A 25990-nucleotide genomic window follows, 5' to 3' on the forward strand; every position below is an offset into this window, starting at 1 on the left:
GCCGCCGATCCGGCCTCGCCGGCGTTCGAAGCGGTCCTCCGGCCCGCCGACGCTCGACGCGCGCTCCCGGTGGCTCCCGACGGCCCGCCCCAGGGGTTTCCCGGTGGACGCCGCCCGAGAGCATGCCCGTGAGGGGCGCCGCGAAAGGCTTGGTCGAAGGACGTCGCCCCCGGGGATCCCCGGGCCGGACGTTCCCCGAGGCCCTCCCGGAAGGCGCCCGGGGGGCGTCGTCCGGGAGGGGCCGGGTGGGGCGCCACCCCTGGGGGTGCCCCGGGACGGGAACGGATCGGTGGGCCGCCGCCCGGTCAGGTGGCCCCGGTGGGGCACCACCTGGAGGTGGCCCGGTCAGGCGTTCCGCCGGATCGGTGGGGTCAGGGGTGGCCGGGGGCCGGACAGCGGCCCGGACACTCGCCCGGCTCGGTACAGAGGCCGGGGGTGTGGAGCCGCGGGGCGAGGTATGCGTTCGCGGACATGTCCCGGAGCGTGTCAGCGGCTCCGGCCCCCGGTCAACCCCCGTCCGCAGCCACCGAACGCTCCCGCACGCGGGCCCCCGGCCCACCCCGATCACCCCCTACGACCTGCACTTTCGTCCGTACCCCGAACCGCCCACCACCCCCTTCCGACGGCCGAAAACCGTGGCCGGATTTCATGCCCCCGCAACGCGGCCGCCACGCGTTCGCCGGGGTACCGGGCCGCCGGGGTGGACCCGGCATGATCGGAGGGCACACACCCCATCCCCGAGGAGACCGCGTGACGCGTATGGCCGGCGACAGCCGGGCCTCCGCCAATGCCGCCACCGTGCTGCGGACGGTGCTCGACCACGGCCCGGTCGCCCGCAGTGGGATCGCCCCGCTGTCCGGGCTGAGCCCCGCCGCCGTGTCCCGGCAGACCACCGGGCTGCTCCGCGGCGGGCTGCTGCGCGAGCTGCCCGGGCCCGGTGGCGGCGTGGGGCGGCCGCGGATCCCGCTGGACCTGCACACCGGCGCCGTCGGCGGGCCGGTAGCCGCCGGGCTGCACATCGGGGTGCCGCATGCGACCTTCAGCCTCGTCGACCTGCGGGGGCAACTGCTCGCCCGCCGGGCCTTCCCGCACGAGGGGCGCCCCGCGGCGGACCTCTTCCCCGCCATCACTGCCGAACTCCGCCGCTTCCTCGACGCGTTCGACTCCGGGCGGCCGCTCCTGGGCGTCGGCGCCGCCCTGGGCGGTTGGGTCAGCCCGGACGACGGGACCGTCGTACGCCACCCCGCGCTGGGGTGGAGCCGCAAGCCGCTGGCCGCCGAGCTGTCGGCCGCGCTCGGACTGCCGGTGCGGGTGGACAACCACGCCCGGGCCGTCGCACGGGCCGAGATCCTCTTCGGCCGCCCCGCGGCCCGCCGGAGCCTCGTGCACCTGTTCATCGGCCGGGTCGTCGACGCCGCCTTCGGGATCGAGGGGACCGTGCACCAGGGTCCGGGCGCGGCCGCCGGCGACGTGGCCCATCTGCCGGTGCCGCGGTCGGACGTCCCGTGCGCGTGCGGGCGTACCGGCTGCCTGGAGGCGACCGCGTCCGACACCGCGCTCGGCGCCGAGGCCGTGCGCCGGGGCATCGTGCCGGACCCTTCGGTCAACCTGCTGGTGGACGCGGCCGCCACCGGTGACCCCCGGGCCGACGGGCTGCTGCGCGAGCGCGCCCGTGCGGTGGGCCGCGCGGCGGCTCTTCTGTTGGATGTCTTCAATCCGGCGGTCATGGTCGTGACCGAGCTGGCGAGCGTCCTGGACGAGGGGTACCTGCAGGAGATCAGGGACGCCGCGATGGAGCTCTCGCACGTGTGCGACGACCCCGAGCGGATCGTCGGCCCGCACGCGGGTCCGGCCGTCCTCCCGGAGGCGGCGGCAACCGTGCTGCTCAGCCAGGTGTTCCAGGATCCCTTCGGCATGGCCCGAGAGGGCGAGATCACACCCACCGGTATGGTGCCACCTGAGCACCCTCCCATAGATTCGAGCCATGACGGTCCTGCCTGACGACGGGCTCTCCCTGGCCGCCGAGTTCCCTGACGCGACGCATGAGCAGTGGCAGCGCCTTGTAGAAGGCGTACTGCGAAAGTCGGGCAAGGAAGTCTCCGGCGAGGCCGCAGAAGACGCGTTGTCCACCCCTATCGAGGACGGGCTCACCACGCGCCCGCTGTACACCGCGCCGCCCGACGGGACGGCTCCCGACACCGGTTTCCCCGGCTTCGCCCCGTTCGTCCGCGGAGGCAGGCCGGAAGGCACCACCGCGAACGGCTGGGACGTGCGCCAGCGCTTCGCGGGCGCCGATCCGGTACGGCTGAACGAGGCGGCCCTCGCCGACCTGGAGAACGGGGTCACCTCCCTCTGGCTCACGGTGGGCCGGGGCGGTCTCCCGGTCGAGGGCATCGCCCGGGCCCTGGACGGGGTCTACCTGGACCTCGCCCCCGTCGTCCTGGACGCCGGAGCGCAATACGCCGAAGCCGCCCGCGCGTTGCTGCGCCTGTTCACCGAGCGCGCGGTGGCCCCCGAGGCCGCTCGGGCCTCGCTGGGCGCCGACCCGCTGGGCCACGAGGCCCGCACGGGTGAGGCACTGGACGCGGCCGGCGCCGTCGAACTGGCCCGGGAGGCCGCCGCCGGCTGGCCCGGGGTGCGCGCCCTGACCGTCGACGCGCTGCCCTACCACGAGGCCGGCGGCAGCGCCGCCGAGGAGCTGGGCCTGTCCCTGGCCACCGGTGTCGCCTACCTGCGCGTGCTCACCGAGGCCGGGCTGAGCACCTCGGCCGCGCTCGGGCAGCTGGAGTTCCGCTACGCCGCCACCGCGGACCAGTTCCTCACCATCGCCAAGCTGCGCGCCGCGCGCCGGCTGTGGGCCCGTATCGCCGAGGCCTCGGGGGCCCCGGAGGCGGGTGCCCAGCTCCAGCACGCGGTGACCTCGCCGGTGATGATGACCCGCCGCGACCCCTGGGTGAACATGCTGCGCACCACCGTGGCCTGCATGGCCGCGGGGGTGGGCGGCGCGGACGCGGTGACCGTGCTCCCCTTCGACAACGAGCTGGGCCTGCCGGACGCCTTCGCGCGCCGGATCTCCCGCAACACCTCCACCATCCTGCTGGAGGAGTCGCACCTGGCCCGGGTGATCGACCCGGCCGGCGGCTCGTACTACGTGGAGCGCCTCACCGACGAACTCGCACACGCTGCCTGGGAGTTCTTCCAGACCCTGGAGAAGGCCGGCGGTCAGGCCGCCGCCCTGCGCTCCGGGCTGGTCGCCGAACGGCTCGCCGCCACCTGGGCCGAACGCTCGAAGAAGCTGGCCAAGCGCCGCGAACCGATCACCGGCGTCAGTGAGTTCCCGCTGCTCTCGGAGAAGCCGGTGGTCCGCGAGCCCGCGCCCGCCGGCCCCACCGGGGGACTGCCCCGCGTCCGGCGCGACGAGGCGTACGAGGCCCTGCGCGCCCGCAGCGACGCGCACCTGACGGCGACCGGGGCCCGGCCGAGGATCTTCCTCGCCGCACTGGGCCCGGCGGCCGCGCACACCGCGCGCGCCACCTTCGCCTCGAACCTGTTCCAGGCGGGCGGCATCGAACCGGTGCACGATCCGGTGTCGGTGGATCCGGCGACGGCCGCCGAGGCCTACGCCGCGAGCGGCGCGGACGGCATGGCCGTGCTCTGCTCCAGCGACGCGCTGTACGAGGAGCAGGCCGCGGCGGTGTCCGAGGCGCTGCGCGCCGCGGGCGCCACGACCGTCTTCCTCGCCGGCCGGCCGGGCACCGCAGAGGCTTCCGTGGACGAGTACGTCTTCGCCGGCTGTGACGCCGTCGCCGTGCTGTCCTCCGTACTCGACCGGATGGGAGTGCCGTCTTGAGCATCCCCGATTTCTCCGAGCTCGCGCTCGACCCCACCGCCGTCGCAGGGGTGTCCGAGGAGCAGTGGCGCTCCGCGGTGAAGGAGTCCACCGGCACCGCGGCCGCCGACCTGCTGTGGGAGACCCCCGAGGGCATCGGCGTCAAGCCGCTGTACACCGGGCGGGACCTGGAGGGCCTGGACTTTCTGCGGACCTACCCGGGCGTGGCCCCGTACCTGCGCGGGCCGTACCCGACGATGTACGTCAACCAGCCCTGGACGATCCGGCAGTACGCCGGCTTCTCCACGGCCGAGGAGTCGAACGCCTTCTACCGGCGCAATCTGGCGTCCGGCCAGAAGGGCCTGTCGGTGGCCTTCGACCTGCCGACGCACCGCGGCTACGACAGCGACCACCCGCGGGTGACGGGCGACGTCGGCATGGCGGGCGTGGCGATCGACTCGATCTACGACATGCGGCAGCTGTTCGACGGGATCCCGCTGGACAAGATGTCGGTGTCGATGACGATGAACGGCGCGGTGCTGCCGGTCCTCGCCCTCTACATCGTGGCGGCGGAGGAGCAGGGCGTCTCCCCCGACAAGCTCGCCGGGACCATCCAGAACGACATCCTCAAGGAGTTCATGGTCCGCAACACCTACATCTACCCGCCCAAGCCCTCGATGCGGATCATCTCCGACATCTTCTCCTTCACCTCGCAGAAGATGCCGCGGTACAACTCGATCTCCATCTCCGGCTACCACATCCAGGAGGCCGGGGCCACGGCCGACCTGGAGCTGGCGTACACCCTCGCCGACGGCGTGGAGTACCTGCGGGCGGGACAGGCCGTCGGGCTGAACGTGGACGCGTTCGCGCCGCGCCTGTCGTTCTTCTGGGCGATCGGCATGAACTTCTTCATGGAGGTCGCGAAGCTGCGCGCGGCCCGCCTGCTGTGGGCGCGCCTGGTCAAGCAGTTCGATCCGCAGAACGCCAAGTCGCTCTCGCTGCGCACCCATTCACAGACCTCGGGCTGGTCGCTGACGGCGCAGGACGTCTTCAACAACGTGACGCGCACGTGCATCGAGGCGATGGCCGCGACCCAGGGCCACACCCAGTCGCTGCACACCAACGCCCTCGACGAGGCCCTCGCGCTGCCGACGGACTTCTCGGCGCGCATCGCCCGCAACACCCAGCTCCTGTTGCAGCAGGAGTCGGGGACCTGCCGGTCGATCGACCCGTGGGGCGGCAGCGCGTACGTCGAGAAGCTGACGTACGACCTGGCGCGCCGCGCCTGGCAGCACATCGAGGAGGTCGAGGCGGCCGGCGGTATGGCGCAGGCCATCGACGCGGGCATCCCGAAGCTGCGCGTGGAGGAGGCCGCGGCCCGTACGCAGGCGCGGATCGACTCGGGCCGCCAGCCGGTGATCGGCGTGAACAAGTACCGCGTGGCCAGCGACGAGGCGATCGACGTCCTCAAGGTCGACAACTCCTCGGTGCGCAGCCAGCAGATCGCCAAGCTGCGGCGGCTGCGCGAGGAGCGCGACGAGGCGGTCACCCAGGACACCCTGCGGGCGCTGACGAACGCGGCCGAGCGCGGTGACGGCAACCTGCTGGCCCTGGCGGTGGACGCGGCACGCGCCAAGGCCACCGTCGGTGAGATCTCGGACGCACTGGAGAAAGTGTACGGACGGCACGCGAGCCAGATCCGTACGATCGCGGGCGTGTACCGCAACGAAGCAGGCGAGTCCCCGTCCGTGGAGCGCACCCGTGCGCTCGTCGACCGGTTCGAGGAGGCGGAGGGCCGCCGTCCGCGCATCCTGGTCGCCAAGATGGGCCAGGACGGGCACGACCGCGGGCAGAAGGTGATCGCGACCGCGTTCGCCGACCTGGGCTTCGACGTGGACGTCGGCCCGCTGTTCCAGACCCCGGCGGAGGTGGCCCGGCAGGCCGTCGAGGCGGATGTCCACGTGGTGGGCGTCTCGTCGCTGGCGGCCGGCCACCTGACCCTCGTACCGGCGCTGCGCGAGCAGCTGGCGGAGGAGGGCCGCGAGGACATCATGATCGTCGTGGGTGGGGTGATCCCTCCTGCCGATGTCCCGACGCTGCTGGAGATGGGCGCGACGGCGGTCTTCCCGCCGGGCACGGTGATCCCGGACGCCGCCCACGACCTGGTGACGCGGCTGGCCGCGGACCTGGGCCACGAGCTGTAGGCGGCCGCCGGTGCCGAAGATCGACATCGAGGCCTACGCGAAGGGGGTCCTCGACGGGAAGCGCGCGTTCATCGCGCGCGCGATCACCCTGGTCGAGTCGACCCTGCCCGCTCACCGGGTGCTGGCGCAGGGCCTGTTGACGGAACTGCTGCCGCACGCGGGCCGGGCCCGCCGGATCGGCATCAGCGGTGTGCCGGGGGTGGGCAAGTCCACCTTCATCGATGCCTTCGGCACGATGCTGACGGGGCTCGGCCACCGGGTGGCGGTGCTCGCGGTGGACCCCTCGTCGACGCGCACGGGCGGCTCCATCCTGGGTGACAAGACCCGGATGGAGCGGCTGTCGGTGGACCCGGCGGCGTTCGTTCGGCCGTCCCCCTCGGCGGGCACGCTGGGCGGGGTCGCCAAGGCGACCCGCGAGTCGATGATCGTGATGGAGGCGGCGGGCTACGACGTGGTCCTCGTCGAGACGGTCGGCGTGGGCCAGTCGGAGACCACGGTGGCGGGGATGGTCGACTCCTTCCTGCTGCTCTCCCTGGCCCGTACGGGCGACCAGTTGCAGGGCATCAAGAAGGGCGTCCTGGAGCTGGCGGACGTCCTGGCGGTGAACAAGGCGGACGGCCCGCACGAGCGCGACGCGAAGGCCGCGGCCCGGGAACTCTCGGGCGCGCTGCGGCTGATGCACCCGGTGGACGCGGCCTGGACCCCGCCCGTGCTGACGTGCAGCGCGCGGGAGTCGACCGGGCTGGACGAGGTGTGGAACCGCCTCGAACAGCACCGGACCCTGCTGGAGGCGGGGGGCCGGCTGGCTGCGAAGCGGGCGGCGCAGCAGGTGGAGTGGACCTGGTCGATGGTCCGCGACGAACTCCTGGAACGCCTGCGGGCGGACCCGGCGGTACGGGACCTCGCGCCGGGCCTGGAGTCCGCGGTCCGGGCGGGCACGGTCACGCCGACCTCGGCGGCGGACCGCATCCTGTCGGCGTTCGGGAGCCCCGGCAGCTGACGTCGGGCCGGCGTCCGGTGGGCGCCGGCCCGTCACAACCAGGTCAGTCGCACGGAGGGCGGCAGGACCTCGGCATCACGGACGAGGTCACGGCTCCCGTGGACAACGACCGACTCCAGCTCGGGGAGTTCGGCCAGGGGGGCGAGGTCGATCTCTCCGGTCGCGTTGAAGTATCCGACGAATCGGAACTCGTTCAGCCAGGGAAACGCTGCGGGCAGTCGCCGGATGGCGGCCTGTACGGCTCCTGCCCCGCTGTCGCCCCTGAGGGTCAACCTGGCGACGTCCGGCAGCTTCGCATCTCCGGGAAGGGCCTGGAACGAGGAGGCGGACACCCCGAGATCGACGAGGGTGGGCAGGTCACGGACCTCCTGCCAGTCCGCCTCCGAGACCGGGCTGGACGCGGCGTTGAGTCGCAGTTTCATCAGCCCGCGCAGCGCGCCGAGTCCTTGGAGCCCGTCCGCGGGACTCGCCTGGCCGGACACACTCAACGCACGCAGCGGGGCAGCGATCGGCAGTGCCCGTACGGACCAGGTCACGCGGGCCTGGCCGCCCACGACGAAGGATTCCAAGTCCTGCAGATGGGCGACGGGATTCAGATCGAGGTCGGGGCGGTTGCTCGTGATGCGCAGTCGCCGGATCGGCAGACCGCTGATCGCGGAGATGTCCGTCAGTTCCGGGCAGACGTGGATGTCGAGGGTCTCCAGGGAGGACTGGCCGCGCAGGAAGCCCAGATCGGATACCGCGCCATGGGCGAGCGTGAGCTCCTTGAGGCCGTACCGGTCGACGTACCGGGCCAGGGCTTCCACGGACACGCCGCTCCTGGCGTCCAAGCGGTTCGGCCGGTCTTCGAGGCGTTCCAGTTGATGCAGCTGCTCATCGGAGCGGACACTGTAGAGCAGGCCGGACGGATCAACGCGTGCGATCACCTCCTCGGCGTAGTCGGCGCAGTCGAAGCGGGACCAGGCCCAGAGGAGCTGGGTACGGACCGGAAGCCCGGGGTGTCGGGCGAACTGTCCGAGGAAGGAAACGGCCGCGTCCGATTTGACGTGTGAGGCCGCGATCACCACGTTGTACGCATCCCAGTCGTCGAGTCCTTCGGGGCCGGGGAGAAGCCCCAGGACCAGCGGACCGACTTCGGCGAGTGCGCGGGCCTCCTCCTCGTCCGACGGCGGGATGAGGGTGGCGGTGCGCTGCTCCACGGCGGCGCGCGTATCGGGGTCGAGGCTGGTGGCATGGTCCAGGCAGGCGGCTGCGAGCAGGTAGACGCGGGCCCGGGTGCGCCGGTCGGAGGATGTGTCTCCCAGGGCGATCAGGTCGTGGAAGAGCGCCCGGCGCTCCCCCGGCCGGGCGAGGGCGACCGCCATCCGGATGACGTCCTCCCACTGGTCGTCGCCGGCGTGGGAGATGAGGAGGCCGAAGTCGCCCTCCTCCACGGCGGCCCGTGCCCCGAGGAAGTCCTGGAAGGTGCGGTGGACGAAGACGACCGTGCCGGGTGCCGGTTCCTGGAGGAGCCCGCTGCGCTGGAGGAAGTGTTCGAAGACCGCGGACGCGTCGCCCAGGGAGGCCGCCTCGGGGACCGAGGGCAGGGCCCGGGTGAGGATGCCCTCGGCGCGGGAGCGGTCCATTTCCGTACGGCCGTTCTTGATCAGCCAGTACGCGAGGCGCTGCAACAGGTCGAGTTGCGGCTCCTCCCGCAGATCCGGGACCTTCATGTCCCGTTCCCGGTCTCGGCGGCTCAGCAGCATGGAGAGCGCCGCCTCGTAGAGGTCCTTGCGCCCGTGGGGGAGGTAGCCGCGTCGGTCCCGGTGCAGGGCGCAGATCAGCCCGCACATCAGGGGGTTGGTGGCCAGCCCTCCGAGATCGGATTTGATCCGCACGGCGGTGAGCAGCTGGGCCTCGTACGTGTCGAGGGCCGCGTCCTCGTCCCCACCGTCGCGGGCCGCGTCGTGCCACCGCTTGATGAAGGTGGCGATGTTCGCGGGTCCCATGGCGGAAAGCGTCAGCTCGGTGAAGCCCTCTTCATCGAGCCAGTCGGCTCCCACGGCGGAGGGACGGGAGGTGACGAGCCAGCGGTTGTCGCCGCCGTAGGTGTCCATCAGGTCCCGCAGCCAGCGGCGGGCCCGCTCGCGTTCGGCGTCGGGAATCTCGTCGATGCCGTCGACGAGGACCAGGCCGCGGCCCGCCGTCAGGACGCGGTGCGCCCAGCCACGGGGTTGCTCGGCACCGAGCGGGCAGCCGGAGGAGGTCAGGAAGTCCGCGGGAGCGGGCAGCCGTTCACCGTGGCGGGTGAGCGTGCGCAGGGGCAGGACGAAGGGAATCCGGTCGTAGAGGTAGTCCATCTGCGGGGTGAGGTCCTGGCGGGCGGCCGTGACGGCCAGCCACTGCACGAGCGTGGACTTCCCGGAGCCGGCTTCGCCCCTGAGCAGCACGCGGGGGCTGCCGGCGAGGGCCTGATCGGCGGGTCGCGGCTCGAGCATCGCCCGGAGCCCCTGCGTCACCGCGCGCAGGAGCACCGGATCAGGCGCACTGAGCAGGTCCGGGAAGGGAACGACGTGCGCTGCCGCGTCGGCGGCGACGGCGGCTGCCGACATGTCCTGAGGCTGCGCGTGGCGCTCGCTCCGCAACCGCTGCCCCGGCAGGGACGTCGCCTCCAGGCTCAGGTACGCCGTGTCCAGCGGCCACCGCGTCGGGGAGTTGCTGAGGTCGATCCCGTAGATGGTCAGCTTGCCGTGCTTCTTCTCCACGTAGGGGAGGTACAGCTGCTCGAACGCGGCATCCTCCGCGCCGGGCAGCGGATCGCGGCGGATCAGTTCGTCGACCTTGGCCGTCAGCTCGGCGATCCCGCGGGTCTGCTGCACCAGCGCGTGGGCCACGAACGTCGAGCGCTGCGTGAAGAACTGCAGGATGTGCAGGCAGGCTGCTTCGACGAACCGCTCGTGGAAGTACGTGGCGTCGGCGCTGAGTTCCCGCTCCGGGCGGCCGCTCACGGCGCGCAGCTCCCGGGCGAAGGCGGCGGAGCCGAGCCGGACGGCGTCCAGGTCGGTCATCGTCAGCTCGCCGAGCCCCCGCAGGGTCTGCGCGAGGGCGTCGGTGACGGCCTGCTGCTCGTCCTCGGGGATCGGGCGCTCGCCGGTGCGCAGGGCCTGTTTCACCAGCTTGGCGGCCAGCGTCCGCAGGTCGGCTTCCGTGAGTGTGCGCTTCTCGCCCGTGAAGGACACATAGCCCGAGATCCGGATCGGTCGGTCGACGAGGCCCGCCCCGCCGCTCTCGGTGACGAACAGTTTCTTGACCAGGGGCCCGATGGCCGCCGAGGCCAGCCGGATGCCGATCGTCCCGGGCTCCATGCAACCCCCCGCAGCGTAGCGACCGTTACCCGGATCGTAGCGGCCGCACACGCTGCCCCGGAGGGTTATGCCCTGCCTCCTAGGCTCCGACGAGTACCGAGCCGCTCGCGCCCAGCGCCTCGCGCAGGATGCGGGCCTGCTCGACCTTGTTGTCCGTGGCGAGCAGCGCGGACAGGACCGCGATACGGGCCTGGCCGGCGCGCAGGGTGCCGGTCGGGACGGCTCCGGCGGCCACGAGGTCCACCGCGCCGCCGTGCGTGTAGATCTCGGTGACCGGTCCGGCCATGACCCGGGTGGTCAGCGCGACCAGGACCCCGCGGCCGACTGCGGCGCGGACGGCGTCCACGATCTCCGGGGTGGCATTGCCCGCGCCGGTCCCGACGAGGACGATGCCGCGCGCGCCGGCCTCGACGGCGGCGTTCAGCAGGACCGGGTCGCCGTCGGCGTGGTGCACGACCACGTCCACGCGCGGCGGGAGCTCCGGCATCGCGGGCAGCGGGAGCGGTGCCGGGCGCTGCGGGGTGCGCAGGATGGTGACCTTGCCGAAGCCGATCTTCCCGAAGAGTGCCTTCGAGGGGTCGGCGAACGCGTCCAGTTCCACGGCCTGGGTCTTCACGGTGCCGCGGGCGGCGTGCACCCGTCCGGCGAAGGCGATGAGCACGCCGAGTCCGCGCGTGTTCGCGGCGGTGAGCAGGGCGTCGTAGAGGTTCCCCGGACCGTCGCCGTCGGCGGTGCCCATGGGGCGCTGCGAACCGGTGAAGACCACGGAGCGCGGGTCGTGGTGGTGGAGGTCGAGGAGAAAGGCCGATTCCTCCAGGGTGTCGGTGCCGTGCGTGACGACGATGCCGTCCACGCCGGGGTCGGCGAGCACCTCGTGCACGGTGCGCAGCAGGGTGAGCTGGTGTGCGGTGGTGAGTCGCGGGCTGTTCACGCTGAACAGGTCGACCAGTTCGACGCTGACGCCCTCGGGGAGCGGTGCGGTGGCGATCACCTCGTTCCCGTCGGCGTCCGCGGCGAAGCCGGAACCCTGCCAGCGGCTGGCTATCGTCCCGCCGGTGCTGATGACGACGATCCGTCCCATTGGCCGTGGCCCCCTTCACTCGTGTCACTCGTATGTCACTCGTACATATGTACTCAAAGCAGCAATGATAGAGCGATCTACGCGCAATGTGATTGCGTTTTCCCCCAACGCCGTTCATACACGCCGGGTGATAATTGCGTCATGGATGCCATTGACCGAGATATCTTGCGCGAGCTCCAGGCCGACGGCCGTCTGAGCAACCAGGAGCTCGCCCAGCGGGTGGGACTGACCCCCTCGCCGTGTATGCGCCGGGTGCGCCAGCTGGAGCAGGACGGGGTGATCCAGGGCTACCGGGCCGTGATCTCCCCCGAGGCGGTCGAGCGGGGGTTCGAGGTGCTCGTCTCGGTCGAGGTGCGCCGCGACCGGGAGGCGGTCGAGGCCTTCGAGGCGGCCCTCCAGGACATCCCGGACGTCATCGAGGCCTACCGCCTCTTCGGGAGCCCGGGCTGCCTGCTGCGGATCGCCGTCGCCGACCTGCGCGCGTACGAGCGCCTGTGGATCGAGAAGCTGACGGCCCTCACCGGCATCACCGAGGTCAACTCACAGATCATCATGAAGCGTGTCAAGGAGGCGAAGGGCCTGCCCGTCGACCACTGACGCACGCGGGGACCGCCGTACGCGCGCCCGGGCACCCGCGCGGGGAGCGGAAGGGCCCGTACACCGGCGGCTCGTGGCCGTCGGCGTACGGGCTGTGCACTCCATGGGCTGTGCGCTCCGTGGGCCGTCAGCCCTGGATGCGGGCCTCCCGCTCCCCGCGCTGCTGGGTGGGCAGAAGCGGGGTGGCGCTCGCACCGCCGAGCTTCTCGCCCTCGACGTCCATGTTCGGCAGCAGTCGGTCGAGCCAGCGGGGCAGCCACCAGGCCGACCGGCCCAGCAGGGCGAACAGGGCGGGCACCAGGGCCATGCGGACGATGAAGGCGTCGAAGAGGACGGCGATCGCAAGGCTGAAGCCGACCATCCTGACGAAGACGTTCGCCTCCATGATGAAGCCGGAGAAGACGCTGACCATGATGATCGCGGCGGCGCCGACCACCCGTCCGCCGTAGCGGAATCCGGTGACCACTGCTTCGCCGGGCCGGGCACCGTCGACGTAGGCCTCCCGCATCCGGGTCACAAGGAAGACCTCGTAGTCCATCGCGAGACCGAACACCACACCGATCATGAAGATCGGCAGGGTGCTCATGATCGGGCCGGGCTGGTCGACACCGAAGACGTCCGCGAGCCAGCCCCACTGGAAGACCGCCACGACCGCGCCGAGGGCCGCGCCGACGGAGAGCAGGAAGCCGAGGGCCGCCTTGAGCGGGACGAGCAGCGAGCGGAAGACGAGCACCAGCAGGAGGAAGGCGAGTCCGACCACCAGGCCCAGGTACGGCAGCATCGCGTCGTCGAGGGTCCGGGAGAAGTCGATGAACAGGGCGGTCTGACCGGTCACGAGGATCTCGGCGCCGTGGTCGGCCCCGAGGCCGTCGGCGATGCCCCTGATCCTGCCGACCAGTTCCTCGGTCGCAAGCTCGGCGGGGCCGGTCTCCGGTATGAGGGTGAGGACCGCGGTGTCACCCTTGTCGTTGGGCGTGGCGGCGGTCACCGCCGCGACACCCTCGACCTTGCCGAGCTCCTTGCCCACGTCGGCGGCGGTGGCCGCCGCGTCCCGGGCCTGGACGGTGACCATCAGCGGCCCGTTGAAGCCGGCCCCGAAGGACTCGGACATCAGGTCGTACGCCTTGCGCTGCGTGGTGTCCGCAGCCATGGTGCCCTCACCCGGCAGGCCGAGCTGGAGGGAGGCGGCGGGCACCGCGACGACGCCGAGGCCGACGACGCCGAGCAGCAGGACGGCCAGGGGGCGGCGGACGACGAAGGCGGCCCAGCGGGTGCCCAGGTTCGGCTTCTGGCGTGCGGCGCGCTTGTCGGCCTTGCTCTGCTGACGCCGGGTCAGGGGCTTGCCGTAGTACTTCCTGCGCTCCCTGCGGGGCATGACCTTGATCGGCGCGAAGCCGAGGAGGGCCGGGACGAGGGTGATCGCGATGAGGACGGACACGGCGACCGTGCCGGCGGCGGCGAGACCCATCTTGGTGAGCATCGGTATGTTCACCACGCCGAGGCCTGCGAGGGCGACGATGACGGTGAGGCCGGCGAAGACGACGGCGGAGCCGGCCGTGCCGACGGCCCGTCCCACGGCGTCCCGGCGCTCCCGACCCTCGGCCAGTTCGGAGCGGTAGCGGGAGACGATGAACAGGGCGTAGTCGATGCCGACCGCGAGGCCGATCATGAGCGCGAGGGTGGAGGTCGTGCTGGACAGGCCGAGCGTGCTGCCCAGTGCGGTGATGGCCGCGCCGCCGATGGCGACGCCCGTGATGGCGGTCAGCAGGGGCATGCCCGCGGCGATCATCGAGCCGAAGGTGAGGACCAGGACGACGGCGGAGACGAGGATGCCGATGCCTTCGGCACCGCCGCCGGGTGCTCCCTCCACCTTGACGGCGTCACCTCCGGCCTCGACGACCAGCCCGGTGGTCCGGGCATCCTCGAGCACCTTGTCGAGGCCCTTGTGCGCCTCGTCGGACACCTTGAGGGCGGAGACCTCGTAAGTGGCCACGGCGTACGCCGTGGTGCCGTCCTGACTGAGGGCGTCGGCCTTGAAGGGGTCGGAGGCGGAAACGACGCCCGGCGCCTTGGAGAGCGCACCGACGAGGGTTTCGACCTTGGCCCTCTCGGCGGGATCGGAGAGCTTCGCGCCGGCCGGTGCCCGGACGACCACGCGGGCGGTCGCGCCGTCCACGCTCATCGTCGGGAACTTCTCCTCCAGCAGGTCGAAGGCCTTCTGCGACTCCGTGCCGGGCATCGAGAAGGTGTCGGCGGGCGGAGGCGGAGCGGTGGCGGCGGCGAATCCGACCCCGACGAGGACGGCGAGCCAGAGCAGTGACACCAGGCCTCGTCGCCGGAAGGCGAATCGGCCCACTTTGCAGAGGAAGGTGGCCATGGAGAAAGCACTCCTGTTCCGTTGGGGCGGTGCGAGCGAAGCGCTGCGACTGACACCATCGTGGCACATTTGTGGCGCCACTGTCGCGCCATATCGGCGCCAGTGTGCCACCTGCCCGAAAATCGCCGCTAACGATGCAGGCACACACGCCCCGGCAAGCCATCGAATCCCGCCTCCACCTGGCCCTTTGCCGGACGACCCGCTCGCAGGACACCAGTCGTTCGAATGGAAGCGGCTGTGCTTATCACCTCAAGGCGTCGACCATCCAGGTGTCGACTTCAGCTGCACGGCACACATGGGGCCATCATGGCGCCACCGCGGCGGGGGGGGAGGAGGAGAACCGCCCGCCCCGGCCGAAAGCGCTCCTCCGTTCGCGGACGGCGGGAAACGACGCCGGAAAACCGGGCTCGCGAACCGGGTTCAGGACATCAAAAATCTGGTGCAGGGTGTCAGTGCCGTCCCGTCAACAGGACCGCTGGGGAGCCGGTGGACGGCTCGATGGGGAGTGGATTCATGAGCAGCAACCCGTTCGACGACGGCGATGGCCGGTTCTACGTCCTGCTGAACGACGAAGGACAGCACTCGCTGTGGCCGTCTTTCGCCGAGGTTCCCGCCGGCTGGCGGATCATTTTCGGCGAGGAGAGCCGCCGGCTGTGCCTGGAGCACATCGAGGCGAACTGGACCGATCTGCAGCCGAAGCGGCTGCGGGGCGGCGCGACCCCGGACCGGGGCTCAGTCGCCACGGCATGAACGCGAACGGGCTGCCCGACGGATCGGGCAGCACGTTCACCTGGTGCTTTCGTACGCCGCGCCGCTAGATCTTCGCCTCGCGGTGGAAGGCCGAGCGGGCCCACAGGAAGCCGAGGACGCTGAGGACGACACCCCAACCGAGCGCGAGCCATGCGCTGTCGCCGATCTCCGTCCCCATGAGCAGGCCGCGGAGGGTGTCGGTCATCGGGGTGAAGGGCTGGTACTCGGCGAACCAGCGCAGTCCGACCGGCATGGACTCCGGCGGGACGATCGCGCTGCCGAGGAAGGGCAGGAAGGTCAGCGGCATGGGCGCGTTGCTGGCCGCTTCCACACTGCTGGAGCCCAGACCGATCGCCGCGGACAGCCAACTGAGGCCGAAGGCGAGCAGGGCCAGGATGCCGAGGGCGGCGAGCCACTCGACGACGGTGGCGTTGGGCCGGAAGCCCACCAGGAGCGCGACACCGATGACCAGGGCCAGGCTGATCATGGTCTGGATGACATTGCCCACCACGTGCCCGGTCAGCACGGAGGAGCGCGAGATCGACATGGTGCGGAAGCGGTTGATGATGCCTTCGGTCATGTCCGTGCAGACCGACACGGCGGTCGAGACCGCTCCGGCGGTGGCTGCCATCAGGAGGATGCCGGGGGCCACGAAGTTGGTGTAGTCGCCGCGGCCACCCGAACCGCCGCCCGGAAGTTCGATGCCGGCGCCGAGCGCTCCGCCGAAGACGTAGACGAACAGCAGGAGCATCAGGACCGGCATCGCGACGATCGAGATCGTCATCGACGGGTAGCGCCGTGCGTGCTTGAGGTTGCGGCGCAGCATCGTCATCGAGTCGCGCATCGCGTACGTGGTGCTCATCGGCGGGCCTCCTGCGCCGTGTCGGCGGGGCCGGGAACGGTGGTCGCGTGGTGGCGCGACCCGTCACCGGTGAGGGCGAGGAAGACGTCGTCCAGGTCGGGCGTGTGGACGGTCAGTGCGTCCGCCGAGACACCGGCGCCCTCCAGCAGGTCGAGTACGGCGCGCAGTGCGGGGATGCTGCCGTCGCTCGGGATCTGCAGGGTGAGCTTCTCCTCGTCGCGGGCACCCTCGTCGAGTTCGAGCCGGCGGGAGGCGGCGTCCAGGCTGAGCACGTCGGAGAACTGGAGGCGGATGTGGCCGCCGGGGATACGGCGCTTGAGCTCGTCCGCGGTGCCCTCGGCAACGATCCTGCCCTGGTCGAGGACGGCGATCCGGTCGGCGAGCCGGTCGGCCTCCTCCAGGTACTGCGTGGTGAGGAAGATCGTCACGCCCTGGGCGGTGAGCTGCTGGATCAGGTGCCACATGGTGCGGCGACTGCGCGGGTCGAGGCCGGTGGTCGGCTCGTCGAGGAAGATCAGGCTCGGGTTGCCGACGAGGGTCATCGCCAGGTCCAGCTTGCGGCGCATGCCACCGGAGAAGGTGGAGGCCATCTTGCCGGCCACGTCGGCGAGTTCGAACTGCCGGAGTAACTCGGCGGTGCGGCGCTTGCCCTCTGCGCGGTCCAGGTGGTGCAGGTCCGCCATGAGCAGCATGTTCTCCTCGGCGGTCAGCAGCCCGTCCACCGCGGCGAACTGGCCGGTGACACCGATCCGGGCACGGACGGCGTCCGCGCTCCGCTCCAGCGAGTGCCCCGCCACGGTCGCCTCGCCGGCGTCGGCGGCGATGAGCGTGGAGAGGATCTGGACCGTGGTGGTCTTCCCCGCCCCGTTCGGGCCGAGCAGCGCGAAGATCGTGCCCGCCTGCACGTGCAGGTCTATCCCGTCGAGTACGACCTTCTCGCCGTACGACTTGCGCAGGCCGACTGCTCTGATCCCCTGGGGCGGGGCCATCCGTTCGGTCGCGGCACTCATTGCGCCCCCTCCGTTTCGTAGCGGTCTCGAGGCAGAGCTCCCACGTCAGGCGCCCGGCGCACGCTGGATGGTGATGTCACCGAGGCTGGTCCTCGCGTGCACCTTGACGGTCTCCGCACCCGCTGCGGGGCCCTCGGCGGACCCCAGGGCGCTGTAGACCGTCCCGGCCTGGGAGTTGATGTCGAGCCAGGCGGCAGTCCCCTGGCGGATCCCGACTTCGACGTTGCCGGCTTTGGTCTGGAGCTCGACCGTGCCGCGTGCCACTTCCTCGATGCGTACGTTGCCGTTCGAGCTCTTTGACGACACCGACCCTTGCGCCCGGCCGACCGTGATGTTGCCATTGGCGACCTTCAGCCGCAGATCGCCCGCCACGTCGTCCAGCCACGTGTTGCCGTTGGAGTTCTTGATGTCGGCATCGCCGCCGACCGTACGGATTCGCACCTCGCCGGACCCGGTGGTGATGTCGACGTCACCCGCCGCCGTGTCGAGGTGCACGTCCCCGTGCTGCGTCTTGAGTCGCGCCGCGCCGGCCCGGTCGAGCCGGATGTCCCCGGCGCTGGTACGGACCTCGCACTCGCCCAGCGTCCCCTTGCAGCTGATGTCACCCATCTCCAGCGTGCCGTGCAGCCGCGATCCCTCGGGCAGGGCGACATCGACCGTGACGGAGCCCCGGGCGGAGAACAGCCCGCGCGCCCTCGGGGTCCGGATCGACAGCGTGCCGTCGGTGAACTCCACCCTGGTCTCCTCGGCGGCGCGGATGTCGTCCTTGTCGCCGGCGGTGCGCGGCTGGATCTCGACCACCGTGTCGGTGCGCTCCGCCGCACTGATCCGGGCGACTCCGACCTCCACGTGGATGGTCGCGGTGATGGGTCCCTTGGTCTCGTAAGAAGGCATGGCTGTCCCGTCCTCGTGAGTCTGGTGATCGCCCCCGCGCCGGGGACGTGAAGAAGTGAGCGAGAGCGATCGGCCTCTCGCACGCCGAAACGGTGCTCCGGCGGAGCTGGACGGCCTAGCTCACCCAGCCCGTGAAGCTCTTGCGCCCGCCGCTCCGCTGGGCCTCCGGCCGGTCGCCCTGCCGGCCGCCACCGGGCTCAAGGGCCCCCGAAACGGCCCTGACGAGCCACGCGTTGAGCGACAAGCCCTCCCGCGCGGCCACCTGCTCCGCACGCGTCTTGACGTGGCCCGGGAGGCGGAGATTGATCCGGGCGGTACTGCTGTCCTCCCCTTCCGGCACGACGGGCACGGCGGGCAGGGCGTGCGCCTCGTCGAAACCCTGCGCCACGAAGGGCTCTTCCCTCGGCGGCGCGGTCACGACGAACTCGGGCTCCAGCCCCCGCAACCGCACGTCGACCGAGCCCGGAGCGAGCTCCCGGGTGACCTCCCCCATCGCGTCCGACAGGGCGTTCAGCAGGGTGAGTCTGGCTGCCGACTCCAGCGGCGCGGTGATGCGCTCGGCAAGAGCGCGAGCTTCTTCGCCACCCGCTTGGGCGGCGACCGCGAGCTCGTTCCGAAGGCTTGCGACATAGGGCGTGAGGTCCATGTCCCCCAGCATGACACACACCTGGCACCACGTCGAGCCAATCTGGCGCCACAATCGCCGAGGTTCACAAAGGTGCAGGTCAGCGCGTGTGCCACACATGCGCCACTCTGAGCCACCCAGACGCCATGCGCCGAAGAATCAGCCCACTGTCCGCGCACGGGACAGGCACGTCTTCCGGCCTTCGCGAATGCCGCGCCCGCCGCCTGAGAAGGAAACGGGAAACCGTACCGATCACCTCGTCCGTCCGGACGGGGTTGCCGCACTCTTTCCTCGGCGCCGACGGGGCGTTGACCGCCCTGGTCACCGCGCCTTCCGACGCCACACCTTGCGGTCGAAGCCGTGCTCGACCGTCCAGCACGACCAGGAGCGGCTCGACAGGCTCGCCGAGGTACGCAACGACAAGGCGGTCTGGGGGCACCGATGCACGTACGAACAGAGCAAGCGCCAGTACCTGGGCGAGGACGTCCTGAAGGACACGGGCAGCGCCGCGGTCCGGTGGCTAGCCAAGAACGACGAACATGTGGAACGGATGGTGGCGGACCTGGGCCTGCTCGCCCGGCGCACCTCCGCGGCCAATGACACCGAGGTTCCCGAGCGCCAGCATGGTCCGCCGGTCGTCCTCACCCGTGAATCCCATGGCGTCGAACAAGCCGGCCAGATGGTCCGCGGCGGTGCGCTGCTGTTCTGCGGGGGCCGGGGACTCCGTCTGGCAGTCCGGGCCGGTCGGCTGCTCGGGGCTGCTCCCTGAGGAGTTCTCGCAGACGAGCACTCTGGCCGCGTCGGGGGCGCCGGGGGCGTCGACGCTGCTCGGCCTCATGGTGACGGACTCCTGGACGCACGCCCGTGGCCTCGTCGCACGGCGCTTCGCACACACCACCACGGGCGGCGCCACCGTCACCGGCCTGGACGACGCCCGGGCCCGGCTCCTCTCCGCGGACACCGCACAGGAGGAGCAGACCGCCCTGGACATCGCTCTTCACCTCCGCCGAGCGGTCGACTCCGGAGACCTCACCGCCGACGAACTGCGCGCCCTCTCGACCGCGCTGGAGCAACTCGCCGCGCCCCCGCCGGCGCACCCGGTCACCGTGCACAACGAGATCACCGGCGGCACCCAACACGGCCCCGTCATCCAGTCGGGCCGCATCACGGGCCTGTCCTTCGGCGGCAGGGAGCCGTGGACGTGATCCCCCCGGGCAGGGCGGCCCGCTCGGTCGGCCCGGTTGCCCGCCGCCCCGTGGTCGCGCAGAAAAGCCCGGTGCGTCGATGAGGGGAGGCGGAGGGTGACGCCGGCCGGACCGCCCGGGTACCCCGGACCCGGCGCATCCGTCGTATCAGCTCAGCGCCGCTGTGAACAGGAAGTTGCGCGGGACCTGCGGTACCTGGCGCGGCAGCACGAGGTAGGGCCAGCGGCCGGAGTCCTCCTCACCCGGCTGCTTGATCTCCTCGACGGCCCAGCCGCACTCCTGGAGCAGCTCCTCCGGTGCGTCGGTGCCGAACAGCCAAGGGGCTCCGTCCTCCTCGAGCGCCTTGATGAACGGCCGGGCCACCGGGTTGTTGAGCGCCGCGGTGCTGATGAGGTCGCCGGCCACCCGGGCTCCCGGGCCGGAGAGCCCGGCCAGGGTCTCCAGGAGTCCGCGCACGGCCTTCTCCTCCAGGTAGTACAGCAGGCCCTCGACGATCCACAGCGTGCGCGCCTCGGTGCTGAACCCCGCTTCGCGCAGCGCCGCTTCCCAGGAGCCTGCGAGGTCGACGCCGACGGTGACGCGCGTCAGCCCCGGGGACGGGGTCGCATCGGCAAGCAGCTCCGCCTTGACGTCCAGCAGCGCGGCGCGGTCGAGCTCGAAGACGCGGACTTCGCGGCCCCAGGCGAGCCGGTAGGGGCGGGTGTCCATACCGGCGGCGACGAGGACGACCTGGTCGATGTCGTGCTTCTCCAGTGCGTTCAGCAGCACCTGGTCGAGATAGGCCGTACGCAGCGCCAGGTAGTCGACCGTGACCGGGCTGGCGTACCGCTTGAGCAGTTCGAAGCCCTTGTCGCCGGCCACTGTGCGGGCGTACGGGTCGTTGAACAGCGCGTCCTCGCGTTCCGTTTCGAGCGCGCGGGCGGCGGCGGTCCACTGGGCGGTGTAGGAAACGGCTTCCATGGCGGTGTGCTCCTCAGGAGGGTGCGGGCCGGGTGTCACTGTGCACCTCGGCTTCCTTCAAGGTCGGGGCGGCCCAGCAGCGTCGACAGCACGGTGGACAAGGTCCTGCCGGGGTCCGGTACGGCGTCCTGTGCACGCCAGGCGACGAACCCGTCGGGCCTGGCCAGCAGTGCGCCGGCGGGGCCGGTGCCGGCGACCCGCGTCCAGTCGGCCGTGGGGTCCTGCGTCTGCGCGCCGGCATCGCCGATTCGGTGGACGGCGAGGTCGAGGCCGGCCGCTTCGGCCTGTTCGGCGGCCGCGTCGCACCAGTCGCCACCGTCGGGTCCGGCCAGCAGGGTCCAGCGGGCCGTCGCCAGGTCGAGTGTGGAGATGCGCTCGCCGGCACGGGTCACCCAGTGGTGCGGCAGCCGTGAGCCGGGAGTGCCGTCCAGGCAGGCGGCGACGTCCTCGGTGGAGGGCAGCTCGGCGCCGCCGTCGACGACGGCGGCCGAGTCGTAGCGGTACCCGAGGTGCACGACCGGGGTGTTGGCCACCCCGGCCTCCTGACGCTGTGCGCCGGCGAAGGGGTTCCAGTGCAGGGCGGGGTGGCGCAGCCTGAGCATTGCCTGGCGCAGGGTGAAGGCGGCCACGGGGTGCCGCTCGGTGTGATAGGTGTCGAGGAGCGCTTCCGCCGCCCCGCCGTGCAGCACCTGGGCCAGCTTCCAGGCGAGGTTGTGGGCGTCTGCGATCCCGGTGTTCATGCCGAACGCGCCGAGCGGCGGAATGGTGTGGGCAGCGTCCCCGGCGAGGAAGACGCGTCCCTCCCGGAACCGTTCGGCGACCCGGGCGGTCAGTCGCCAGGGGGCGGCGCTGAGGACCTCCACGTCGACGGCGGGGTCGCCGATCGCGGCGCGCACGAGCTCCGCGCAGCGCTCGTCGGTGAAGTCCTCGGGCCCCTGACCGGCCTCGGGGTCGAAGTCCACGTGCAGCATCCAGCGTTCTGCGGCGTCGACGGTGATCAGTACGGCCCATGCACCGGGTGCCGTGATGTCGGTCATGAACGGCACGCTGCCGAACCGCCCGTACAGATCCGCCCGGAAGACGATGTTCATCTTGGGCACACCGAGCACACCGGGGCCCTCGACCGCGATGTCCAGCCCGCGGCGCACGGTGCTCGACGCCCCGTCGGCCGCGACCACGAAGTCGGCGTGCACCGTGCTGCCGTCGGCGAACCGGGCGACGGCTCCGTCCGACCGGGACTCCACCGAGGTCACGGCGGCGTCGTAGCGCACCGTGGCGCCCGCGGCGCGGGCGGCGGGCAGCAGCAGCGCGTCGATCCGGTCCTGGGGGCAGTTGCCCACCACCTCCACCGGGGTCACCGCGGCGAGGGCCGGGTTGCGGAAGTCCAGGTGACCGCCGACGGGCGGGAACGCGGACTCCGCCAGAGTGGGTACGGAGTCCTTCCACACGGCGGTACGGGGCCGGACGGATGCGGCGCGGACGGCCTCCTCCAGGCCGGCCTCGCGGAAGAGTTCCATCGTGCGCTCGTTGACGCCGAGCGCCCGGGGGTGCTGCATCGGTCCCGGCTGCCGCTCCACCACGAGCGCGGGCACGCCGTGCCGGCCGAGGAAGAGCGCGGCGGCGAGTCCGACGGTGCCACCGCCGACGACGAGAACCGGAACTCGGGTGGGGACGCGGGTGTCGATCATGGGTTCCTCACTGGTGGCCGGCGGGCGCGGGGCCGCCCTCGGGAGAGGACAGGCCGGCCGGCGGCATTCCGGGGGGCTTCATTCCGGGCGGCGGACCGGGGCGGCGCATCTCCTTGGCCATCCGTGTGCTCACCAGAATGCCGAGCACGCAAATGATGGCGGTGACCATGAAGACGGTGGTCAGTGCCGAGCTGAGGCCGGAGCGGAGCAGCTCGACGACGTCGGCGGGGAAGGCGGACTGCTGCGAGAAGAGCATTTCGCTGACGCCGCGCGGACCGGCCTGGTGCACGAGCTCCGCGGCCTGGCCCTTGAGCTGCTCGGTCTCGTTGACGAAGAGGTAGTACTGGAGCACGCCGAGCATGCTCACGCCGATCATGCCGCCGAACTCACGGGCCAGCTGGGTGATGGACGACCCGATGCCCATCAGGTGCGGCGGCAGCGCCGACTGGACCGCGATCATCAGGACCGGCAGGCCGACGCCGGTCCCCGCGCCGATCAGCAACGTGTAGGACGCCGTGACCCACGCGGAGGTGTGGGTGTCCATCGTCATCAGCGTGCCGAACCCCACGGCGAGCAGGAGCATGGAGAGCATTCCCATGACCCGGATGCCCACCTTGAAGATGGCTCGGCCGGCGACGAGGCTGCCCACGATGCTGGCGACCTGGAAGGGGAAGAGGGTCAGTCCGGTCTTCCCGATCGAGCCGCCCGTCACGCCTTGGGCGAAGACCGGCACGAAGAAGATCGCGCTGTACATCACCAGGCCGATGACGAAGTTCACCACGAACGCCGCGCTCAGGGCGCTGTTGGAGAACAGGGTCAGCGGGATGATCGGCGACTCGTGCCGCCGCTCGACGCGGATGAAGAAGACGAACGCGGCGATGCCGGTCAGCAGGGCCGCCCACACCGACCACTCCCCCAGGTCCCGCTTCTCGCCGGCCTCGTAGAGGGCGTAGAGCACCCCCGCGATGGCGTACGTGACGAGGACGGCACCGAGGATGTCGACCTTCTGCCCGGAGGCCTCGGTCTGGTGCTCCCTGTAGTTGCGGTGGATCAGCCAGGCGGCGAGCAGCAGCAGCGGCGGGTTGATGAAGAATGCCCAGCGCCAGCCCACGTACTCGCCGATTCCACTGCCCACCAGCGGGCCCAGGAGGCTGCTCAGGCCGAAAACGGAGGCGAATACGCCTTGCAGCCGGCTGCGCAGCCGCGGCGGGAACTGGAGGCCGATCGCCGCCATTCCAATGGGAAACAGCGCGGCCGCGCCCAGTCCCTGGAGCCCGCGCGCCGCCACCAGCTCGGGCATGCTCCGAGCGAATCCACACCAGAGGGAGCCCACCAGGAAGATGGCGATACCAATATTGATCATGCGCTTGCGGCCGAAATGGTCGGAGAATTTTCCGTACAGCGGCAGCAGGGCGGTGAGCGCCAGCATATAGCTGCCGAAAACCCAGGCCGATAACTCAACATGACCGAACTCGGCAACAATGGTGGGCGTGACGGTTCCCGCGATGGTCGCGTCGAGCGCCGAGACCGTCATTGCCAGGATAAAACCCCATACCGGGGTGAGTAGATGACCGATGGGTTCTTTCTCGGCAGTCGTCGCAGCACTCATCCGTAACGGTTTCCTTTCCCCTGCCAACATGTCCTGACGGACCTCCCCCCAGCCTGCAGGAGGCTCGCCGGCGACTCAATTTCCCAACGGTGCAGCCTTGTTGCTCCCCCTTCCCGGTTGCGCACTCGGGCGTCCGGCCGGCGGCGTGCCGACCATCACTTACCGGACAGTCAGGGACGAAAGGGGCTGCGCGACGATGACGGACCTCGCCGGCACGCGCACCCGGGGCACGCTCGGCAGGCGGACCCGTTCCAGGTCCATCGAAGCCACGGACCGAGAAGGGAAGAAGGACGATGACCGGGTACTGAATCCATCCCGCCGCCTGCAACTCTTTCACGGAGTCCGGCTGAATCTCTCTTCCCAAAGACGCAAACAACGACGTTTCCCGGCCAGGATGTGCAGCAGAACAACATTGAACCGCGGCCAATACTGGATCCCATCAGCCAGTGGAGGAGCAGGTTTCAGTGGACGTCATACGCGACCGGATGATTGCGGGCCAGTCCTCCATCCTGGGGGTCTACAACTTCCTGGAGGAGAACGAAGGGCTGCCCGATGAACAACTCGCGCTGCGACAACGCCATCTCATGCACCATCAGCTCAAGTGGGCGCGGACGAAGTCCCCCTACTTCGCGAACATCCTGCGCCACCACCGGACCGAGGACCTGCTGGGCCGGCCGGAGATCTGGGGCGACCTGCCCTTGATGGACAAGTCCGTCATGCTCAAGAACTTCGACGAGATCAGGACGCGCAGCGACATCCCGTTCGCGGAGGTCGAGCGGTACCTGTCCGACCGGTCCCTGGTCGACCGGCCGTTCAACGGCTCGGACCTCCTGGTGGTCAGCACCGCGGGCACCTCGGGGAAGCCCGGGTACTTCGTCTACGACCGCGACGAACAGGCCCACATCAGAGCCCAGTACTTCCGGTTCATGCGGGCGATCCTGGCCTCGATCACTCCTGAGGGACCGCTGCGGTCCGCGGCCATCATCGTCACCGGCGCCCACATGATCGGGTACAAGATGCAGCAGCATCTGCCCCCGGAGTTCTTCCGCATGCTTCCCGTCCTGCGGGAGGGCCGTGCGGTGACGGTCGAGGAGACGGCCGCCGAGCTGGAGGGCTTCAATCCTCAGATCCTCACCTGCTTCGGTTCGACGCTGCGCATGCTCACCGAGTACAAGGAGGCCAACCCTGGCTTCTCCTGGCGGCCGCTCGCCCTGATCAACACGGGCGCAACGCTGGAGCGCGACGTACAGCAACGGGCCCTCGCCGCCTTCGAAGGCGTCCGCATCTTCGACCTGTACGGCTCCACGGACACCGGCTACATCGGCTGGACGTGCGAGCGGGGATCGATGCACCTCAATACGGACTGCATGCGCATCGAGATCCTCGACGAGGACAACCGGCCGGTGAGCGAGGGCGAGTTCGGCTCGATCACCATCAGCACCTACTGGCACCGCACCCTGCCGGTCATCCGCTACCGACTCGGCGACCTGATGTCGGTGAGTACGGAGCGCTGCGCGTGCGGCCGCAGCCTCCCGGTGGTCAAGGAGCTGCTGGGCCGGGAGAACACCCTGCTCTACCGGCGTACGGGAACCGGCCTCGCCCCGGTGCCCCAGGGCGTCTTCATGGAGATGTTCGAGACCATCAGCGGCGTCAAGCGCTTCCGCCTGGTACAGGAGTCCCCGGACCGCGTGACGGTGTCCGTCGTGCCTTTGCCGGACAGCGCACCGGGGCTGGCCGAGCGGGTGGCCCAGCAGGTCACCCCGGCCTTCGGCGAGGGCGCTTCCGTGGAAGTCCGCCTGGTCGACGCCCTCGTACCACCCGCCTCGGGCAAGCTCCTCCCGGTCGAGAGGCTCTTCGACCCGGCCGCGGAACGCGCCAAAGCGCCATGAGCGCGGTCAGTGACACAGGATCCCGCGGCTTCGGCACCCCGAAACCGCGCAACATCAAGGGGGAAC

At 70.9% G+C, this 25990-nt stretch carries 19 protein-coding genes; 9 read left to right on the forward strand and 10 right to left on the reverse strand.

All coding sequences use genetic code 11. The annotated features are described in order from the left end of the window. The first annotated feature begins 759 nt into the window (after positions 1 to 759). From IE257_RS35270 to meaB, 4 genes are read left to right on the forward strand one after another with little or no spacing between them, the layout of a single operon-like run. Positions 760 to 2001, forward strand: coding sequence for an ROK family protein (locus IE257_RS35270; RefSeq protein ID WP_229920856.1), 1242 nt, complete (start codon positions 760 to 762; stop codon positions 1999 to 2001). Next, positions 1985 to 3850: a methylmalonyl-CoA mutase family protein gene (locus tag IE257_RS35275; RefSeq protein WP_189973927.1), complete on the forward strand. Its 1866-nt coding sequence runs from the start codon at positions 1985 to 1987 to the stop codon at positions 3848 to 3850. The genes IE257_RS35270 and IE257_RS35275 overlap by 17 nt, the downstream gene beginning before the upstream one ends. Continuing rightward, the gene (gene scpA, locus IE257_RS35280) at positions 3847 to 6033 is read left to right on the forward strand and encodes a methylmalonyl-CoA mutase (RefSeq protein ID WP_189973928.1); all 2187 of its coding nucleotides are present in this window, start codon (positions 3847 to 3849) and stop codon (positions 6031 to 6033) included. Before IE257_RS35275 ends, scpA begins: the two co-directional genes overlap by 4 nt. Before the next feature lie 10 nt (positions 6034 to 6043). After that, a complete protein-coding gene (gene meaB / locus IE257_RS35285) occupies positions 6044 to 7033 on the forward strand; it encodes a methylmalonyl Co-A mutase-associated GTPase MeaB (protein WP_189973929.1) in 990 nt (329 codons plus the stop codon). Between the two features lie 32 nt (positions 7034 to 7065). Here the strand turns inward: meaB and IE257_RS35290 are convergent, their stop codons facing one another. Both IE257_RS35290 and IE257_RS35295 read right to left on the reverse strand, forming a co-directional pair. Continuing rightward, entirely contained in the window at positions 7066 to 10377 is a 3312-nt protein-coding gene (locus tag IE257_RS35290) for an NACHT domain-containing protein (protein ID WP_189973930.1), read from the reverse strand. A 79-nt stretch (positions 10378 to 10456) separates the two neighbouring features. Then, positions 10457 to 11458: an asparaginase gene (locus tag IE257_RS35295; protein ID WP_189973931.1), complete on the reverse strand. Its 1002-nt coding sequence runs from the start codon at positions 11456 to 11458 to the stop codon at positions 10457 to 10459. 141 nt (positions 11459 to 11599) lie between these two features. On the opposite strand from IE257_RS35295, the gene IE257_RS35300 reads away from it, so the two are divergent. Beyond that, on the forward strand, positions 11600 to 12055 hold the full coding sequence (locus IE257_RS35300) for an Lrp/AsnC family transcriptional regulator (protein WP_189973932.1): 456 nt from the start codon (positions 11600 to 11602) through the stop codon (positions 12053 to 12055). 127 nt (positions 12056 to 12182) lie between these two features. On the opposite strand, the gene IE257_RS35305 is transcribed toward IE257_RS35300, so the two are convergent. Next, positions 12183 to 14432: an MMPL family transporter gene (locus IE257_RS35305; RefSeq protein ID WP_189973933.1), complete on the reverse strand. Its 2250-nt coding sequence runs from the start codon at positions 14430 to 14432 to the stop codon at positions 12183 to 12185. A 513-nt stretch (positions 14433 to 14945) separates the two neighbouring features. Between IE257_RS35305 and IE257_RS35310 the strand changes: the two genes are divergently transcribed. Next, the gene (locus IE257_RS35310; protein ID WP_189973934.1) at positions 14946 to 15182 is read left to right on the forward strand and encodes an MbtH family protein; all 237 of its coding nucleotides are present in this window, start codon (positions 14946 to 14948) and stop codon (positions 15180 to 15182) included. A gap of 64 nt (positions 15183 to 15246) precedes the next feature. Here IE257_RS35310 and IE257_RS35315 read toward each other — a convergent pair whose 3' ends face one another. The 4 genes from IE257_RS35315 to IE257_RS35330 all read right to left on the reverse strand — a co-directional run bounded on the left by IE257_RS35315 (position 15247) and on the right by IE257_RS35330 (position 18594). Further along, positions 15247 to 16044, reverse strand: coding sequence for an ABC transporter permease (locus tag IE257_RS35315; RefSeq protein ID WP_189973935.1), 798 nt, complete (start codon positions 16042 to 16044; stop codon positions 15247 to 15249). Then, positions 16041 to 17054, reverse strand: a complete 1014-nt coding sequence (locus IE257_RS35320; protein ID WP_189973936.1) for an ATP-binding cassette domain-containing protein — start codon at positions 17052 to 17054, stop codon at positions 16041 to 16043. The genes IE257_RS35315 and IE257_RS35320 overlap by 4 nt, the downstream gene beginning before the upstream one ends. A 45-nt stretch (positions 17055 to 17099) precedes the next feature. Then, positions 17100 to 17948 carry a DUF4097 family beta strand repeat-containing protein gene (locus IE257_RS35325; RefSeq protein WP_189973937.1) on the reverse strand — a complete coding sequence of 283 codons (849 nt, stop codon included), beginning with the start codon at positions 17946 to 17948 and terminating at the stop codon, positions 17100 to 17102. A gap of 115 nt (positions 17949 to 18063) precedes the next feature. Then, complete coding sequence (locus tag IE257_RS35330) at positions 18064 to 18594, reverse strand: hypothetical protein (protein WP_189973938.1); 531 nt, start codon at positions 18592 to 18594, stop codon at positions 18064 to 18066. A gap of 325 nt (positions 18595 to 18919) precedes the next feature. Here IE257_RS35330 and IE257_RS38730 point away from each other — a divergent pair, with 325 nt between their 5' ends. Together IE257_RS38730 and IE257_RS35340 are read left to right on the forward strand one after the other, a co-directional pair. Further along, positions 18920 to 19342 (forward strand): hypothetical protein, encoded by a 423-nt coding sequence (locus IE257_RS38730; protein ID WP_229920851.1) that lies wholly within the window; start codon positions 18920 to 18922, stop codon positions 19340 to 19342. Positions 19343 to 19409: 67 nt separating this feature from the next. Next, entirely contained in the window at positions 19410 to 19778 is a 369-nt protein-coding gene (locus IE257_RS35340) for a hypothetical protein (protein ID WP_189973939.1), read from the forward strand. A gap of 147 nt (positions 19779 to 19925) precedes the next feature. Here IE257_RS35340 and IE257_RS35345 read toward each other — a convergent pair whose 3' ends face one another. Genes IE257_RS35345 through IE257_RS35355 form a run of 3 tightly spaced genes read right to left on the reverse strand, consistent with a single transcriptional unit; the run spans position 19926 to position 24035 of the window. After that, a complete protein-coding gene (locus IE257_RS35345; RefSeq protein ID WP_189973940.1) occupies positions 19926 to 20738 on the reverse strand; it encodes a class I SAM-dependent methyltransferase in 813 nt (270 codons plus the stop codon). Between the two features lie 35 nt (positions 20739 to 20773). Continuing rightward, positions 20774 to 22426 (reverse strand): FAD-dependent monooxygenase, encoded by a 1653-nt coding sequence (locus IE257_RS35350; RefSeq protein ID WP_189973941.1) that lies wholly within the window; start codon positions 22424 to 22426, stop codon positions 20774 to 20776. A 7-nt stretch (positions 22427 to 22433) separates the two neighbouring features. Continuing rightward, on the reverse strand, positions 22434 to 24035 hold the full coding sequence (locus IE257_RS35355; protein WP_189973942.1) for an MDR family MFS transporter: 1602 nt from the start codon (positions 24033 to 24035) through the stop codon (positions 22434 to 22436). A 464-nt stretch (positions 24036 to 24499) separates the two neighbouring features. Here IE257_RS35355 and IE257_RS35360 point away from each other — a divergent pair, with 464 nt between their 5' ends. Next, positions 24500 to 25924: a phenylacetate--CoA ligase family protein gene (locus IE257_RS35360; RefSeq protein WP_189973943.1), complete on the forward strand. Its 1425-nt coding sequence runs from the start codon at positions 24500 to 24502 to the stop codon at positions 25922 to 25924. Positions 25925 to 25990 lie beyond the last annotated feature (66 nt).

Origin of the sequence: Streptomyces avidinii (genome assembly GCF_014650695.1) — a bacterium.
GTDB lineage: Bacteria > Actinomycetota > Actinomycetes > Streptomycetales > Streptomycetaceae > Streptomyces > Streptomyces avidinii.

Coding starts and splice junctions, on each gene's coding strand:
- IE257_RS35270 (WP_229920856.1), top strand. CDS start 760: ATGGCCGGCGACAGCCGGGCCTCCGCCAATGCCGCCACCGTGCTGCGG.
- IE257_RS35275 (WP_189973927.1), top strand. CDS start 1,985: ATGACGGTCCTGCCTGACGACGGGCTCTCCCTGGCCGCCGAGTTCCCT.
- IE257_RS35290 (WP_189973930.1), bottom strand. CDS start 10,377: ATGGAGCCCGGGACGATCGGCATCCGGCTGGCCTCGGCGGCCATCGGG.
- IE257_RS35295 (WP_189973931.1), bottom strand. CDS start 11,458: ATGGGACGGATCGTCGTCATCAGCACCGGCGGGACGATAGCCAGCCGC.
- IE257_RS35300 (WP_189973932.1), top strand. CDS start 11,600: ATGGATGCCATTGACCGAGATATCTTGCGCGAGCTCCAGGCCGACGGC.
- IE257_RS35305 (WP_189973933.1), bottom strand. CDS start 14,432: ATGGCCACCTTCCTCTGCAAAGTGGGCCGATTCGCCTTCCGGCGACGA.
- IE257_RS35310 (WP_189973934.1), top strand. CDS start 14,946: ATGAGCAGCAACCCGTTCGACGACGGCGATGGCCGGTTCTACGTCCTG.
- IE257_RS35315 (WP_189973935.1), bottom strand. CDS start 16,044: ATGAGCACCACGTACGCGATGCGCGACTCGATGACGATGCTGCGCCGC.
- IE257_RS35320 (WP_189973936.1), bottom strand. CDS start 17,054: ATGAGTGCCGCGACCGAACGGATGGCCCCGCCCCAGGGGATCAGAGCA.
- IE257_RS35325 (WP_189973937.1), bottom strand. CDS start 17,948: ATGCCTTCTTACGAGACCAAGGGACCCATCACCGCGACCATCCACGTG.
- IE257_RS35330 (WP_189973938.1), bottom strand. CDS start 18,594: ATGGACCTCACGCCCTATGTCGCAAGCCTTCGGAACGAGCTCGCGGTC.
- IE257_RS35340 (WP_189973939.1), top strand. CDS start 19,410: ATGGTGACGGACTCCTGGACGCACGCCCGTGGCCTCGTCGCACGGCGC.
- IE257_RS35345 (WP_189973940.1), bottom strand. CDS start 20,738: ATGGAAGCCGTTTCCTACACCGCCCAGTGGACCGCCGCCGCCCGCGCG.
- IE257_RS35350 (WP_189973941.1), bottom strand. CDS start 22,426: ATGATCGACACCCGCGTCCCCACCCGAGTTCCGGTTCTCGTCGTCGGC.
- IE257_RS35355 (WP_189973942.1), bottom strand. CDS start 24,035: ATGAGTGCTGCGACGACTGCCGAGAAAGAACCCATCGGTCATCTACTC.